This window comes from Vibrio sp. DW001, assembly GCF_029016285.1.
Lineage (GTDB): Bacteria > Pseudomonadota > Gammaproteobacteria > Enterobacterales > Vibrionaceae > Vibrio.
Window position 1 is genome coordinate 512,258 of sequence record NZ_CP091976.1, and the last position, 16,712, is coordinate 528,969.

The 16,712-nt window shown below is 41.7% G+C and carries 13 protein-coding genes; 3 read left to right on the forward strand and 10 right to left on the reverse strand.

Annotated elements, in window-relative coordinates; genetic code table 11:
* Nucleotides 1–84: 84 nt before the first annotated feature.
* The 3 genes from L3V77_RS19685 to ygeW all read right to left on the reverse strand — a co-directional run bounded on the left by L3V77_RS19685 (nucleotide 85) and on the right by ygeW (nucleotide 3,926).
* Nucleotides 85–1,308, reverse strand: a complete 1,224-nt coding sequence (locus tag L3V77_RS19685; protein WP_275137944.1) for a YgeY family selenium metabolism-linked hydrolase — start codon at nucleotides 1,306–1,308, stop codon at nucleotides 85–87.
* Between the two features lie 122 nt (nucleotides 1,309–1,430).
* Entirely contained in the window at nucleotides 1,431–2,633 is a 1,203-nt protein-coding gene (dpaL, locus tag L3V77_RS19690) for a diaminopropionate ammonia-lyase (protein ID WP_275137945.1), read from the reverse strand.
* A 105-nt stretch (nucleotides 2,634–2,738) separates the two neighbouring features.
* Entirely contained in the window at nucleotides 2,739–3,926 is a 1,188-nt protein-coding gene (gene ygeW, locus L3V77_RS19695) for a knotted carbamoyltransferase YgeW (RefSeq protein ID WP_195705996.1), read from the reverse strand.
* Nucleotides 3,927–4,342: 416 nt separating this feature from the next.
* Here ygeW and L3V77_RS19700 point away from each other — a divergent pair, with 416 nt between their 5' ends.
* On the forward strand, nucleotides 4,343–6,100 hold the full coding sequence (locus tag L3V77_RS19700) for a sigma 54-interacting transcriptional regulator (RefSeq protein WP_275137946.1): 1,758 nt from the start codon (nucleotides 4,343–4,345) through the stop codon (nucleotides 6,098–6,100).
* Between the two features lie 113 nt (nucleotides 6,101–6,213).
* Here the strand turns inward: L3V77_RS19700 and L3V77_RS19705 are convergent, their stop codons facing one another.
* From L3V77_RS19705 to L3V77_RS19715, 3 genes are all read right to left on the reverse strand, one after another.
* Nucleotides 6,214–6,561, reverse strand: coding sequence for an XRE family transcriptional regulator (locus L3V77_RS19705; RefSeq protein ID WP_275137947.1), 348 nt, complete (start codon nucleotides 6,559–6,561; stop codon nucleotides 6,214–6,216).
* 194 nt (nucleotides 6,562–6,755) lie between these two features.
* Entirely contained in the window at nucleotides 6,756–7,370 is a 615-nt protein-coding gene (locus tag L3V77_RS19710) for a fumarylacetoacetate hydrolase family protein (protein WP_275137948.1), read from the reverse strand.
* Between the two features lie 29 nt (nucleotides 7,371–7,399).
* Nucleotides 7,400–7,852, reverse strand: coding sequence for a MarR family transcriptional regulator (locus L3V77_RS19715; RefSeq protein ID WP_275137949.1), 453 nt, complete (start codon nucleotides 7,850–7,852; stop codon nucleotides 7,400–7,402).
* Nucleotides 7,853–7,962: 110 nt separating this feature from the next.
* Here L3V77_RS19715 and L3V77_RS19720 point away from each other — a divergent pair, with 110 nt between their 5' ends.
* Nucleotides 7,963–8,385: an organic hydroperoxide resistance protein gene (locus L3V77_RS19720; RefSeq protein ID WP_275137950.1), complete on the forward strand. Its 423-nt coding sequence runs from the start codon at nucleotides 7,963–7,965 to the stop codon at nucleotides 8,383–8,385.
* Nucleotides 8,386–8,578: 193 nt separating this feature from the next.
* Here the strand turns inward: L3V77_RS19720 and L3V77_RS19725 are convergent, their stop codons facing one another.
* The 3 genes from L3V77_RS19725 to L3V77_RS19735 form a co-directional block, all read right to left on the reverse strand.
* Nucleotides 8,579–8,860 (reverse strand): pyrimidine/purine nucleoside phosphorylase, encoded by a 282-nt coding sequence (locus L3V77_RS19725; RefSeq protein ID WP_275137951.1) that lies wholly within the window; start codon nucleotides 8,858–8,860, stop codon nucleotides 8,579–8,581.
* A gap of 158 nt (nucleotides 8,861–9,018) precedes the next feature.
* The gene (locus L3V77_RS19730; RefSeq protein ID WP_275137952.1) at nucleotides 9,019–11,511 is read right to left on the reverse strand and encodes a bifunctional diguanylate cyclase/phosphodiesterase; all 2,493 of its coding nucleotides are present in this window, start codon (nucleotides 11,509–11,511) and stop codon (nucleotides 9,019–9,021) included.
* 160 nt (nucleotides 11,512–11,671) lie between these two features.
* On the reverse strand, nucleotides 11,672–12,574 hold the full coding sequence (locus L3V77_RS19735) for a DUF808 domain-containing protein (RefSeq protein ID WP_275137953.1): 903 nt from the start codon (nucleotides 12,572–12,574) through the stop codon (nucleotides 11,672–11,674).
* 263 nt (nucleotides 12,575–12,837) lie between these two features.
* On the opposite strand from L3V77_RS19735, the gene L3V77_RS19740 reads away from it, so the two are divergent.
* Nucleotides 12,838–14,793, forward strand: coding sequence for an ATP-binding protein (locus tag L3V77_RS19740; protein WP_275137954.1), 1,956 nt, complete (start codon nucleotides 12,838–12,840; stop codon nucleotides 14,791–14,793).
* Nucleotides 14,794–14,936: 143 nt separating this feature from the next.
* On the opposite strand, the gene L3V77_RS19745 is transcribed toward L3V77_RS19740, so the two are convergent.
* A complete protein-coding gene (locus tag L3V77_RS19745) occupies nucleotides 14,937–16,481 on the reverse strand; it encodes a DUF3369 domain-containing protein (protein ID WP_275137955.1) in 1,545 nt (514 codons plus the stop codon).
* Nucleotides 16,482–16,712 lie beyond the last annotated feature (231 nt).

The window sequence follows — 16,712 nt, forward strand, 5'->3', positions numbered from 1 at the left end:
GATATAAGTCCAGTATTAAGGCAGAGCATACTGAAACCCTCGGGACGGAATTCTTTAGTGACGCTGTCTAAACAGCATCAAAACCTATTTTTTTAACTCTTCTAAATACATTTGAGGAATAACCGCGTACATCGCTGCGCAAGTAACCAAATGGTCTTTCCAAGTTTTTTCGTTTGGAGCGTGAGCTTCTGGCTCTTTACCCGGACCAAAACCGATGACTGGAATACCATAGCGACCCATGATCGATACGCCATTGGTTGAGAAGGTCCACTTATCAACGGTGGGTTTTTTATCAAACAACAACTCATAAGAGGCTTCCAGAGTCTTGGTTGCAACGTGATCTTCATCGATCAACCATGTTGGGAAATAACACTCAGTTGGGTAGACCAGACCGGTATAAGCCGGACGATTGTATTCGTACATTGACACGACGGCTTTGGCTTCTTGTACCGCTGGTAGCGCTCTGATTTCTTCAAGCGCCCCTTCCCAAGATTCGCCCCAAGTTAAACGTCGGTCGATAGAAACAGCACAGCTGTCTGCTACTGCACAACGACTAGGGGAAGTGAAGAAGATTTCAGAAACAGTCAGGGTACCTTTGCCTAGGAATGGGTCATCTTTCAGCTTGTGAGATAAGCCTTCAAGTTGACTTAGAATTGGACCCATCTTAAAGATAGCATTGTCACCACGTTCTGGTGCAGAACCATGGCAGCTTACGCCTGCAACATCGATTCGAATTTCCATACGACCGCGCTGACCGCGATAAATTTGGCAATCTGTTGGTTCAGTTGATACAACAAATTCCGGACGGATGTTGCTTTCTTCGATGATGTATTGCCAGCAAAGGCCATCACAATCTTCTTCCTGAACCGTACCAGTCACGAGCAATGTGTATTCGTCTTCAAGGCCAAGATCTTTAATAATCTTACCCGCATACACCATAGACGCCATACCGCCTTCCTGATCTGAAGCGCCACGACCACCGATTATCTCGTCATTTTCCATACCTTCGTACGGGTCGAAATCCCAGTTATCTATGTTACCAACACCAACAGTGTCGATATGAGCATCCATTGCAATTAGGTGAGGACCATGACCAATCCAACCTAATACGTTACCCATAGGGTCAATTTCTACTTTATCGAAACCGACCTTTTCCATCTCTTCTTTAATGCGTAATACGACTTTTTCTTCATCGCAACTTTCACTTGGGATCGCAATCATGTCACGTAGAAATTGACTCATGTCTGCTTTATAGTCTTGAGCTTTTTCCACAACTTTGTGGAATGGGATAGTCATTGTCATTGTCATTGTAATGCTCCTTGAACCGAACGGTGGTCATCGTGTTCGGCATGATGATTTGTATAGAGAGTTGATGCGCTCTTTGTTTGATGACGGTTACTGCGCATTAACTTGAATTTTGTTTGTTTTTGTTAAAGCGTTGGGTGTTTGCCTTGCCACAGCACTTCACGGTAATGCACTGGATCGGTATCGCCTTCGGTGTTAATAAGAAGCACAATAGAATCGTGGTCTAATCCAAGTTTTGCCATCAACTTCTCACGTTCGGGGTGATAGTAAATAGCCGCTAACATTCCTGCACCAACCGCACCGGATTCACCGGATACCACTTTGGGGTCACTGCCTAACGGATTCGCTAACACACGCATACCAAGAGCAGCGATACTGTCCTGACAAGATACAAATTGCGTAGAGCAGTCACGAAGTACAGGCCAACCGATTGGGTTAGGTTCCCCACATGCTAAACCAACCATAATGGTGGCGAGATCGCCTTCTACGTTGACCATTTCACCTTGTTCACTAATACCTGAGCGGTAAATGCAGTCTGCAAGATCTGGTTCGATAATGACCGAATGAAGCTTGTCTGCGCCGTACATGTCACAAAGGTAACCAAGCACACCGCCTGCCATCGCACCTACTCCAGCTTGCAAAAATACATGGGTAGGACGTTCAACATTCTGTTGCTTCATTTGATCGACAGCTTCTGCAGCCATTGTGGTGTAACCTTGCATGATCCACGTTGGGATTTCGGTATAGCCTTCCCAAGCCGTATCTTGCACGATCTTCCAGTTGTTCTTGTTTGCCGTCTTAATGGCCAAACGAACAGTGTCATCGTAGTTCATATCCGTAACGATACACTCTGCACCCAGAGCACGGATGTTGTTAACTCGCTCATCTGCCGAGCCTTTGGGCATATAAACCACTGCATTTTGACCCAGTTTACTTGCTGCCCATGCCACACCACGTCCGTGATTTCCGTCGGTTGCAGTGGCAAAGGTCATTTTTTCCGATATTTCGTTTCTCAACTTGTCGAAATCAAAATTATTAATATCGAGTGAATACTCGGCACAAAGTAAGCGAGCAATTGCGTATGCACCACCTAACATTTTGAATGCGCATAAATCAAAACGATATGCTTCGTCTTTGACTAATATTTTACCAAGGCCAATTTCTTTCGCTAAGCAGTCTAGAGAATGCAATGGCGTTGGTTGGTAACCTTCAACTTTTTGATGAAAAGCACGGGCTTTTTCCGCTTCATCAATGGTGAATAGAGGAGATTGCTTACCGTTATAATGGCGATTATCAGCAATCTCCATTTTTAGAGAGAATGTAGACACGACCAGACCTCATTGAATGAATTAAATGGAATGGGCGGGGAATCGAATTGATGCCCCCGCATAAATGGCTAACATTAGCCAGTTGTCTCGTTGTGGGACATTGGGTTATTTGACGCGTTTTTCAGACTCGTCTAATAACTGTTGTAAGATGTCACCTGGCGCCTGGTATTTACGGTTCAAAATCATGGCCGCAATGATATATGGTTTCCAGCTCGCTTCCTTGTATGTGGCTATGCGGTATTTTTCGAATACAGCTTCATCCACTTCACCTTCTTTACAAGATACGCCAGTGATATCCGCAGGTAGGCAATGCATATAAAGCGCCTCTCCACCTTTGGTTTTCTTCATCATTTCTTCAGTACAATGCCAATCTTTGTGTTTTGCATTTTGAGCCAAACATTCTTGTTCAAGTGCTTTAAGTCCATCATGATCATCAGCACGTAGAAGTTCTGTACGACGGCCCATGACTTGATAAGGAGCCCATGATTTCGGATAGACGATATCGGCATCTTCGAAAGCTTCTTCCATAGAGGCAACCTGAGTAAAGCTACCACCTGATTCTTCAGCGTTCTTACGTGCTTGTTCAACAACTTCGGGAATAAGGTCATAACCTTCTGGATGAGCCAATGTCACATCCATACCAAAGCGGGTCATCAAGCCGATAATCCCTTGTGGTACTGACAATGGTTTGCCATAACTCGGTGAATACGCCCACGTCATCGCGATTTTCTTGCCCTTCAATTGTTCTAGATCGCCGAAATGTTCTTCAAGCCAGGCTAAGTCAGCCATTGATTGGGTTGGGTGGTCGACATCGCACTGTAGGTTTACTAATGCTGGGCGATGAGGCAGAACACCTTCTTTCACACCATCATCGAGTGCTTCACCCACTTCGCGCATATAGGCATTACCTGCGCCTAAATACATGTCATCACGGATACCGATAGCATCTGCACAAAATGAAATCATATTCGCGGTCTCACGAACGGTTTCACCGTGAGCAATTTGAGATTTACCTTCATCAAGATCTTGCTGAGCGAGGCCCAACATATTAATAGCTGATGCATAGGAGAAACGAGTACGGGTTGAGTTGTCACGAAACAGTGAAATGCCCAAGCCATTTTTAAAGACGTTTGTAGCAATATTTTCCTGACGCATTGCTTTGATGACTTGCGCCGTTTTTAATACACACTCTAGCTCTTCAGGGCTTTGTTCCCACGTTAATAGGAAATCTTTCTTATGAAGTTCAGAGTCTAGTTCATTGATTTCCTTTATAAGTTCATTAATGCTTTTCATTTTATTCTTCCCAGTAATTAAAAATTATTATGTCGTTTGCGGCTGGAATTTTCGGTTGGATAAAGTCCATTAAATAAACAGACACTGATTCCTTTATTCCAATATCTATGCCAATAACGAAAGTAACTCGTAAAATAATCTGGTAAGGCCTATTAATACATTAAATACAACAAGTTACAGTTTATAAACTGTTTTTAGTACGCAATACCTTTTCTGCTGCACTATCAATTACTATCAGTGATAACGACCAAAATGATAGTAGCCAAATAACGGTTTATCATATTGATATCCGGGTGTGATGCAGTGCTCAGATCCCGTCTCATTCTGGTAACCCCATTGTAAAATCTGACTTACATCAATCTTCCTTGATATCAATCTTGTTAACTTGGTATGTCATTTCTCGAGTAGATCTCTATATGCTAAAAAACACTCAGCAATCCGAACTGATGCAACTTCAACCAACGATATTGCGTTTTACGCAAATGCTGTCAGCTGTACTTCAACTTGATGCTGAAGTCGTCGATGCCGATTTAGTTCGTGTTGCGGGCACTGGGCCGTATAGCAAACTCTTTGGTAAGAAAGCAAACAAAAGCTCCAGAATATTTAGGTACATCCTTGAAACTCATCAAGAAAAAGTCGTTCTAAAATCGCGTACAGATCCAATATGCAAAGGTTGCGACAATATAGCGACTTGTCGTGAAACCGCCTTTCTGGGCGTACCGATCATGGTTGAAGACCGCTGCGTAGGGGTGATCAGTCTCGTCGCCTTCACTGAAGAGTCACGAGAAAGAATCAAAGACAATGTTTCGTTATTTTCCGACTACATTCAGCATATCTCCCAAGTTGTAGTGGCAAAAGTATTGGCTAGCGACAAAGAGCATGAAGCTGGTCTGGATGAAGTATTAACAAGCCTGATAGAGAATATGGATCAGGGCGTACTAGTGTTAGATGGTAACCGCCAAGTAAAATATGGTAACCAACCAGCTCTCACCAATCTCAATATAGAGCGCGAAGCGTTATCAACCGTGGAAGTCAATATTCAGCCACTCTCTTTGCATAACAACGAATTGAAAGGGAATCAGCAACATATTATCTCTCTGGGTGACCGACAGGAATTAGTTGTTGGTCAATTTCATGATGCCCGCGGTCACCAACTCTTTCTAATGAGTTTTCACCAACCGAATAAATCGTTTTCAATTAACGAACCACAACCACAATTCACCAATGTGATTGGTGAATGTAAGAAAATGCACCAACTGAAAACCTTAATCTCGCGTATCGCCAGTAGCCCTTCAAGTGTGCTTATTAATGGTGAAAGTGGAACCGGCAAAGAAGTCATCGCTCACGCCGTTCATGATTTAAGCACTCGCAGTGATCAACCCTTTATCGCCATTAACTGTGCGGCGATACCCGAGCAACTTTTAGAAAGTGAACTTTTTGGTTATGTAAAAGGGGCATTTACTGGAGCTTCAACCAAAGGCAAAACGGGCCTAATTCAAGCCGCCAATAAAGGAACATTGTTTCTGGATGAAATTGGCGATATGTCGATGACATTGCAGGCTAAGTTACTTAGGGTGCTGGAAGAGCGAGAGGTCAAGCCTATTGGTTCAAATACTTCAATTCCAATCGATATCCGAATTGTATCTGCGACCAACCGTGATTTCGCCGAAATGATCGCGTCTAACCGATTCCGTGAGGATCTATATTACCGCCTCAACGTAATCCCTATTCATCTTCCCGCACTCAAAGAACGCGAAGGTGATGTTGAGCTTCTCGTTCAGTTTTTTCTAGATATACATACGCGAAAAATTGGTGTTGCTTACCCAGGTATTACCGATGAAACGATGGCTAGGCTTAATGCCTATCACTGGCCGGGCAACGTTCGTGAGCTCAGTAACTTAATTGAATATCTGGTGAACGTTGTTCCTGAAGGTGACACTATTGACGTTGATTTATTGCCCCCTTATTTCGAGCAAACCTCGGTAGAGAAACAATCAACGAACGTTGTCATGGATGATTTTGCAATGAGCCTTGAAGAGATGGAGAAAATCCGCATTGAAGATGCAATAAGTCGATTGAGTAATCGCAAATTGGTTGCTGATGAACTAGGCATCGGAATTGCCACTCTTTATCGAAAAATCAAAAAGTATGGACTTAACGCTAATAGCCATTAGCATTTAGCATTCAACCATCGCCTCAACTTGACCAAGGTTGGGGCACAACACAATTGGCTTTCGGTGTTCCAGCTCATGGTTGTCACGTACTTAAAGCACTAGAGTGAAAGGCATTACTCCATTCTATGGATGTATTCAACAATCACTTCATTACCTTCTACATAGGCCCTTTGAATCTCACCATCGACCGAAAGGCGCGTTTTTAGAAAAGCCGTTTTATTCTTTGCCAACGATCCATTTCTTAGCGATGAAATGGCCTGTTGTGGCTCTATGTGCATGATCTGGCAAAATTGTTTAACAAAACTGTAAGTGAGTGGTGCACCTCCACGCAAAAGAGCCGAAAATTCCATTTGAGATATGCCTAACTTTTTGACCACCTCCATCTGAATTAATCTCATGTTTGCCTTTTTAGACATCCAGACATGGTAAAGCTCTTCTCTGTCTTCTTGTGTAAAATCCACACTATTTTCCTAACGATTAATAGAGGCCATGAATATGCCTTTTAACCTGAGAAAAGTGTCAAATTCCCGTGAAAATTGATCCTGTGAATTTATTTTTGGAAGCAACCGCAACCTAACTACTTATTCACTTCTAACCCAAAACAGGTAAGTAATCACCTCTGATCAATGTTCACTTCTATAACCGAGACCAGAGCTTAATCAGCAACCCATTCGGCTTCGACAATCACTTTATCACCGCATTTTATGCGTCCAGTGAATATATCGCCCTGACAAACAACACCGACACCTGCTGGTGTTCCACTCATTACAATGTCACTGGTTACTAGGTCAGTATAACTGCTGAGCTCTTGTAGAATGATCCGCGGCGGATAAAGCATCTGGTTCACGTGACCGCTTTGAATACGAACCCCATTGATAAACAGCTCAATATTAAGGTCATCGATTTCAGCACCATCTAAAGGCACAAATCGGCTCAAAACAGCAGAGCCATCAAAGGCCTTTGCTCGCTCCCAAGGCAATCTTTTTTCTTTCAACCGACTTTGTAAATCTCGTTTAGTGAGATCAAGACCGAACCCAACAGCCGCCAGTTTTTTACGCCTCACCATAAAACAAATTTCCGCCTCATAATGAAGGGCTTCTTGGTGAAAAGATCGCAATCTATTCGAAATCGACGAATTAGGCTTATTAAATACCACCATCTCGTCAGGAATGACATTGTTCAACTCTTTTATATGCTCGACATAGTTTCTACCGATGCATAACACCTTGGACGGTTTCACTTTTTTATCGCCTAACGCTACGGTATTCATCTGTTATGTTCCCTACTTATGAACAAGCATCAATCGTTCAACTTACTCAGTAACTTCTCGCATAATCGTTTCAGTTCTATCAACTCTTCAACGTCCATATTAAGTTTACAGACCATACCATTTGGCACTAAAAGCGCCTTCTTTCTCAATTCCAAACCTTGTTCAGTCACGTACAGCATGCGAACTCTTTCATCATCTAGACCTCGTTTTCTGCTGACTAACCCTTTACCTTCTAGCCGCTTTAAAAGCGGTGTCAAAGTGCCAGAATCAAGATGAAGTTTATTGCCCAGTTCCTTTACATTGATTCCATTGGTCTTCCACAACACCATCATCACAAGGTATTGAGAATAGGTGAGATCAATCTCCAACAAAAGAGGCCGATAAGCTCGAATTACGGCGTTAGCAGCGCTATATAAAGGGAAACAGACTTGATTATCCAATTCTAATGCTTTTTCATCTACGGTAAAACGACCCGATGTCATAATTCATCTCCGAACAATATTGTGCACAATATACTTGCATTTCAGTTTAACTTCGATTTATAATTGAGCACAACTTAATTGCGCGCAATTTAATTACAAGGTGACTTACTATGACAACTATATATAAAACTAAAGCAACAGCATTAGCGGGTCGTAACGGCAAAGTAGCAACAGACGATGGTTTGCTTGAAGTGAATTTAAGTTACCCGAAAGAAATGGGCGGTTCAGGTACGGCTACCAACCCTGAGCAACTATTTGCGGCGGGTTATTCTGCTTGTTTCTCGAATGCGATTCTTCATGTTGCTCGCGAAACTAAAGTTAGTATTGACCAAGCACCAGTAACTGCAGAAGTCGGTATTGGACCAAATGCAGAAGGCGGTTTCGCTCTCACTGTCAGCCTAGCTGCAACACTAGATTTGCCACAAGAAAATGCATTAGAGATAGTGCGCATGGCACATAAAATTTGTCCATACTCGAATGCAACTCGCGGTAACATTGATGTTGCTGTCACCATAAACGGTGAAGCCATTTAACCTGAACACTGGTCATACCAAGTTAAGTAAGTTTGTGACCAACTACGTTTCCAGGTGAGTATTATTTAGAAAGGAAACATCGAAATAGACCTCCACTGCCTATGACGATATTCGAGCCTGCTCCTAATGCGAGTAGGCTCTTTTTTTATCATCTATTGACCATGTTTAGGGGGTCGACACTTGGGTTATTGAATTAAAGATACTCGCAAAGATACGCCGTCGGCTCTTCTACTTTTACATCAAAAGATGCGTTACCAACGACTTCAAAAGCCTGCCCTGTGGTAAACGTCGTCCATTGTTCTTCGTCTGCACGCTTGATCATTAATGCCCCCTTCACTACCGTCATCTTTTCCGGTGCACCCGTGCCAAATGTATATTCACCCGAAGCCATAACACCAACACTGCTGTCTCCATCTTCCTGAGTAAAACCTAACGACTTAACACCACCGTCAAAGTAAGTATTTTCTTTGATCATTTTACATCCTTGTTGCTTCATTTATTGAACCCATATTTGTATAAGAATTTTCACCCATTCACAAGCAATATAACAAACCCCTCCGTATAAAGGATGGCGGTTTTTCTTAGACGATGCCGTCGGGAATTACGCAGAAATGACGATAAACTGAGGTTTAGTTAAGCGTTTTGCTGTTCCAATAATGGGATAAGTTCTTTCGCTAGTAACGGCTTGCTAAAATAATAACCTTGCGCGTACCTACACCCCCTTTGCACTAAAAAATCCGCCTGTTCGAGCGTCTCTACACCCTCGGCAATAACATTGAGTGACATCGCGTTTCCGAGTGCAATAATGGCATCGGTAATCGCTACATCGTGCTTATTTTCAGGAAGATTCATCACAAAAGAACGGTCAATTTTCAATGTATTGAGTGGAAGTTTTTGTAAATAACTTAACGAGGAGTATCCTGTACCAAAATCATCCATGGATAACTCTATTCCATGTGCGCGCAACGTTTCCAATTGCTTGACAGCGTTTTCTGCATTACTCATCATAAAACCCTCTGTCACTTCGAGTTCAAGATATTTTGCCTCTAAATCCGCTTCTTTAAGCACCGAAATGACCAATTCAGCAAAGTTGGAGCGCTGTAGTTGAGCTCCCGCGACATTGACAGCGATACGACCGAATTTGAAACCTTTATCACGCCATTCAATTGCCTGCTTGCAAGCTTCCTTTACGACACGCAATCCGATCTCTTGTATTAAACCGGTTTTTTCTGCAATAGGAATAAATTCGTCAGGTGATACTGAACCCAATTTTGGATCATGCCAACGTAGCAACGATTCAAAACCGATTAACCGACCTGTAATCATATCCAGTTGGGGTTGATACACCAGAAAGAACAGCTCATGATCAAGCGCATCATGGAGCGCAGCCTGAAGCTTTAGATGCGATTCCGACTGCTTCGTTAAGGCTTCCGTATAATAGGCATAGTTATTTCGACCTGTTTTCTTAGCCCTGTACATAGCGGCATCTGAGTTGCTCAATAGTAGGTCGCTATCCTCTCCATCTTGTGGATAAAGCGCGATCCCCATGCTACCGGTCAGTCGGATCGAGTCTGTCTTATCTAATTCAATCGGTTTATCAAATATAGACATGATTTTGGGGGCAATTATCGATATAGATTCCAGATCGGCGATAGCAGGGAGAAGCAAAACAAACTCATCGCCCCCTATTCGAGAAACGGTATCGACTTCGCGTAAAATACCTTTCAATCTAGAGGCTATTTCACACAATACTTCATCACCCACAAGATGACCGTAGCTGTCATTAACATGTTTAAAATGGTCTATATCAATGAAGATCGTCGCAAACAGTTCTTGGTTTCTTTTTGCGTGATATATTTCCTGCTTTATTTGATTGGTTAGCTTAGTACGATTAGGTAAATCGGTCAGTGGATCATGATACGCCATGTGTTGAAGGTCATTTTCTTGCTGTTTCTGTTGAGAAATATCTGAAAATACAGCGACATAATTACAGATATTTCTCTTATCATCATACACAACACTGATTGTCGAAAGTTCAGGGAAAATTTCACCATTCTTTCGCCTGTTCCATATTTCGCCTTTCCATTGACCTTCATTGAATAAATCCTTCCAAATCTCACGATAAAAACTTTTATCATGGCGACCCGATTTTAAAAACCTTGGATTACGCCCAATGGCCTCTAGCTCTTGATACCCTGTGATTTCGCAGAACGCTTTATTTACGTAGATAATCATGCCATCTCTATTGGAAATAATGACACCTTCAATAGAGTTTTCAAAAACCGTCGCGGCAATCAATAATTGATCTTCAATCGCTTTTCTATTGGTCACATTTCGTGTCATACCGATAATTCCAATCGTTTGACCTTGACCATCTAACATAGGCGCTTTAATCGTCTCTAACCACGTTTTACTTTGAGGGTTAACAGCATTGGCGCATTCTTCAACAACGGTCTGCTTCCCCGCAACAACAACCTCCTTGTCTGCAATCTCAAATTTTTCCGCTATCTCAGGATCGAATAGCTCGAGATCAGTTTTACCTATAATCTCAGATACAGGCTTACCCCACGCTTTACTCACTTCACGATTACAATGGGTATAAACACCTTCTAAATTTTTTACCCATAAATGATCGCTAAAACTATCGATAAAACTCTGAAATTCTGGTGTTGATTGATCATCAACAATACTGGTCAAATCAACCTGAAACTCTCTTTGATTCTCTCTATATGTATTGACGAGATCTTGCTCTATCTGACTCACAATCCCTTTCAATAAATCATAATGTTCTACTTGAATTGGCTTATCTTTACTGAAGGCCAATAACACACCAAAATGAGACATGCTTGACCACGTTATTGGCACGCCAACAGAGTAATTAAAGCCATCAATCAGGCAGGGTTTTGAATAAATCGCGTTATGGGATAACACAAGCTTAGAAAAAGCATCCACTTCCAATGTGTACTTTACGTAATCGATTGATTCTGAGGAATACACAATCGGCTGATATACATTGTGTTTAACTGTTGTGCACAGCACAAGCTCGTAACCTAATACGTTTTGATAACTAACGAGTACTCTTTGCCAGTTTTTGCGCGCCTCTACAGGGACGTCGATTTCTACCATGACCTACTTCTACGTATGTTTAATAATATAAACTCTGACACCACATACTAATTATAATAGTATCAGTATGAATATAAAGGAATGCTAACTGAAAGGAAGAAATAACCTCGCAATACGTTAACTAACAAGCAATTCAGGCGTATAAGCGACTAATTGACTACTACTTTAACTTAATTTTGGCGGCAATAGCGACAATACCAACCAAAATGACACCAGACAAAAGGCCAACGAGTCCATTAAAGACTATTGGTACCAGTGATTCTACAATACTGATATGAGGTAAATTAAATAATACTGGTTCTATCAAGTGATGGATGACTGGAATACTGTGGACAACGATCCCTCCCCCAACTAAAAACATAGCTGCCGTACCTATTATCGTTAATAAGTGCATCAATTTGGGTGCACCAGCAACCAAACCATTTCCTACTGAGACTAAAACACGGGAACGCTTGCGCTTTTGCATATAGAACCCGAGATCATCTATTTTCACGATACCTGCAACCAAGCCATAAACGCCAATCGTCATTAGAACAGCGATCGTACTCACTACTAAAATTTGAGTCAATATTGGCTGGCCTTGAACCGTACCCAGAGCAATCACTATAATCTCAGCTGACAGTATAAAATCGGTTCTAATTGCGCCATTTATCTTCTGTTTTTCATACTCTTCTAGTGACCCAACGCCGCTGGAAACGGGTGCGGAGTCTTCACTTTTTTGCTTCTTATGAAAAAATTTCTCGATTACTTTTTCTGCTCCCTCATAGCTAAGATATAAACCACCAACGAGAAGCAGTGGAGTAATTAGCCACGGAGCGATAACGCTGATAAGCAATGCGGCTGGAACTAAGATAAGTTTATTGCGAAACGATCCTTTAGCGACAGCCCAAACGACAGGAATCTCCCTTTCTGACGCGACACCAGAAACTTGCTGTGCATTAAGAGCAAGATCATCACCCAAGACGCCTGCCGTCTTTTTTGCCGCAACTTTAGATAACACAGCAATATCATCCAATACACTAGCGATATCATCCAGTAACGTTAATAGACTTGCACCAGCCATTTTTCATCCTTTGAATCCAAACCAAGAACAACAATTACAGCACATTTAGGCAAAACGATCCGATTAATATCTCTCTTCTTAACTCAATTCAGTTAACAGGAAAAAATCACTCCTCAAAAATAATATAATTGTTCATAGATCTGCTCATAAGCAAGCATTCTTATAATTAGCTGTGTAATAACTTCACGTTATGATAAATAGTCTGTTTTCGAATCCTTGTGTATACGTTTATACTGATTCAGATGATCGTTCTAAGGATGGATATGGGTAAGATAAGAAAATTAATAGGTTTAATCGAAAATCCAATGCGAAGTCGTATTGGCAAACGAATTACCCTAATTATGGTTCTAATAAGTAGCATGGTGACGCTAACCGCGACAACATTTCAGCTTGCATGGGATTATTCGCGAGAAGTCAATGAAGTAGAGAGTCGACACCAAGAAATTGAAACCATACATGTGCCTCTACTCGCCGCCTCTTTATGGGAATTTGACCTCAAACTTTTACAGCAAAAACTTGAAGGCCTGATCAATCTACCTCGAATCAATTACTTAGAAGTTCGCTCTGCCAACGAACTTTATTATGCTGGTGAGCCGGTAAAAAAGAACGCTATCGCGGATGAATATCTTATTGTCTATCAATCCAGTTATCATGAGGATCCGGAAGTTCTGGGTACCCTTCGAGTCGAATCAGATGAACAAGAAATCTACGATTATCTGCTGACACAGTTTCTACTTACGCTCGCCATCAATGGTTTTAAAACACTCATCGTCTGCATGGTCATAATGCTCGTTATTCACGAGAGCATTAACAAGCGAATATTCTCTATCAGTAAATATCTTCAGAAATATAACCCTAGGCATCCAAGTAAGCCGCTTAATCTACCGTCAGCAAAAGTTATCACCCACGCGTCTGACGAACTCAGCCAACTGGGTAACGAGACCAATAAAATCACCACACGCCTGACGCTCCTATATAACAATATCCGTTATGAACAAGAACGCTTTAGTGATTTTGCTAATGTAGCCTCTGATTGGCTGTGGGAAACCGACAGTAATGACGCCCTAATCTATGCATCTATCGAAATGCGGCATAGTCTAGGCATTGATGAGTTAGCCAAAGTGCATTTTAAGGACCTACCTGTCATGCGCAACGCCAGAACGTTACTCTCAAACATTGAGAAAAAACAGAGCTTTTCATTATGCCAAGAAACTGTCGTCATTAATGGAATGGCCCACTACCTATTATTTCAAGCTATCGCGAACTATAAAAATGGAACATTCATTAGTTTTCGAGGTACAACTATTGATATAACGGTTCTACAACAAGCTCAGATTGAACTCGAAGAACTTAATAATAATTTGGAAAGAAAAGTAAGCGAACGAACACAAGATCTTGAAACCAGCATGTCTCAACTAAAACAGACTCAACAGCAGTTGATTGAATCGGAGAAGCTTGCGGCGCTTGGTGGATTAGTATCAGGTGTTGCCCATGAGGTAAATACTCCTCTAGGGATATCGGTCACGGCAGCCTCTATTATTCGAGAGGGCATTGACGATCTAAACCAAAGTTTCGCTAAGAAAACACTCACAACAACCCAGTTTTCCAACCTAATGAAACGGCTTGGCGATAGCAATTCTATGCTGGAGAGCAATTTGAACCGAGCAGCACAGTTGATTAAAGACTTCAAGCAAACCGCCGTTGATCAAGTTTCGGAAAGTCGAATATCATTCTCTGTTTATCAGGTACTTGTGTCACTGCTCGCCAGTCTACACCCAGAGACAAGAAAAGTTCCCGTTGAACCGCAACTTATAGGTGACACGGAATTAGTCATGAATAGCTTGCCGGGCGTTCTCACTCAAGTGGTATCTAACCTTGTCCTTAATAGCGTCAATCATGCTTTTTCCACTCAAACAACACCGGAAATTTCAATTTCGTTTGTTGAAGACGGGGACGATGTGGTGTTTGAGTACCGAGATAACGGAGCGGGAATCGATAAATCTTTACACCAGAAAATATTTGAACCCTTCTTTACAAGCAAAAGAGGTAAAGGCGGGTCTGGTCTAGGGCTCTATCTTGTATTCAACCTTATACAACATAAAATGAAAGGGAAGCTAACTTTCGATTCAGAACTCGGTCAAGGTGTACACCTGACCTTCAGGCTGCCGCGTCTACTGGATAATACCGTGGACAAAAAGGCTATCGATTCCGATGCTTAAATTGTCCGAATGGGCAGGCATTTAATACCAAATAGAACACATAACTGCCTCGTATTGTGGCTTTAAAGAAGCACAATTCAATAGGCAAAATAAAGGGCGACATTCTGTCACCCTTTATTTATTGCGGTGTTCAATTACACGAATTAGTCGGGGTGTCTTGCTCTAATTTCAATGAAATCATCCCAATGTTCAATCATCAAATCAACCAATTTAGGGTCAAAATGTTTGCCCCGTTGATGAATAATCTCCGCTTTTATATCCTCATTCGACCATGGTTCTTTATAACTACGTTTAGAGCCAAGTGCATCAAACACATCTGCGATAGCCGTTAAACGGCCGTTAATAGGGATATCTTCCGCTTGTAATTTATTTGGGTAACCCGTCCCGTCCCACTTTTCATGGTGGTTTCCTGCAATCTCTTTTGCAACAAGCATCAACTGACGTTTTGAATTACTCAATATCTCAACGCCATAATCAACATGCTTTTGCATAATAGCCCATTCTTCTTTATTGAGTTTGCCTGGTTTATGCAAAATACTATCCGGTATTGCAACTTTACCAACATCATGCAGCGGCGAAGCGTGCTTTAACATTGTGGTATCTTTTTCTGACAAACCATAAAGCAAACCAAGATGTTCACTAATTAACGACACTCTCTGTACATGAGCTCCGGTCTCTTTACTACGAGCTTCCACTGCGTTCGCTAGGTTGTATACCAACTCTTTCGTAGTATCTTGCAGATCCACCATCAAATTGATATTTTCAAACGTTAAACATATATTCTGCATATATAATTCGAGCAACTGCTTATCAAGCTCGGTAAGCTCAGTAATCAAGTTTATATAAAGAATACTTTTTACACCCTGATCGTCCACACTATAAAAAACGTATGCATCAGAGTAATTCTCGGATCGTTCACTATGGATCGCATCTTGACAACGCTGGGCCACAATTTCTGGTAACAATTCTAGAGAATATTTTGGATGAAAATGAACAAATTCCCCAGTAGCCGCCAATGTCAGAGCACGAGTGGCTTCGCCCTCTTCGCTAGGTTGAACGATACAGTAGAATGCGGAGGCATCTAACTTAAGCAGGCCTGTAAGCTGTTCAAGTACACTCGTCGCATAGGTTTTTAAGGTACCCGTACTCTGAACATTTGCAGAGGCCTTAATGACGCGGCTAAGCCCTTGCTTTTGATCTTCAATTAAACAGATATCTCTATAGGCTCTGAGAGAAGAATACAATAAGGTTCTTAGCTTCTGGGTTGTTAATTCTGTTTTTTCTTTATAGTCGTCTATTTCATATTCACGGATCACGACATCTTCCGGTGCCTGTCCTGCTTGTCCGGTTCTTAGTACGAGACGAGTAAGGTGATTCTTACACTCTGAACGAATATAGTGTACGAGCTCTAGTCCCGCATGTTCGGTCTCCATTACAACATCAATCAATGCAATGGCAATATTCTTTTCAGAATCTATTATTTCTCTAGCCTGAGCGCCAGAATACGCTGAAATGAGTTCAAGACCACGATCTTGAAATTCAAATCCACTCAACGCAATTTGAGTGATCTGATGCATCTGTTCATCATCATCGACAAGCAATACACGCCACGGAGTTCTAGGTTTTATAACTTTCTCAGTTGGAACCTTCTCACTATTAGGATCGCGTAGATCAGCGAACAACTCCATTCCCACCCCTTAACATAAAAGTTAGACTCTACTGGTTGATTAGATCGTAAGCATTAAGATAGAACCTATACCTTAGAATGAGCATTTATACTAAAAAATCAAGCACAACGTGACAAACTGACCTAGGAATTTCTCGAATTGAGACATCAATTTTTATCCTGTAGATACAATTAATCTCATTGATGACATATTTCACTACGGGACACTTTAAAGATAAAAAAGTGACTACAA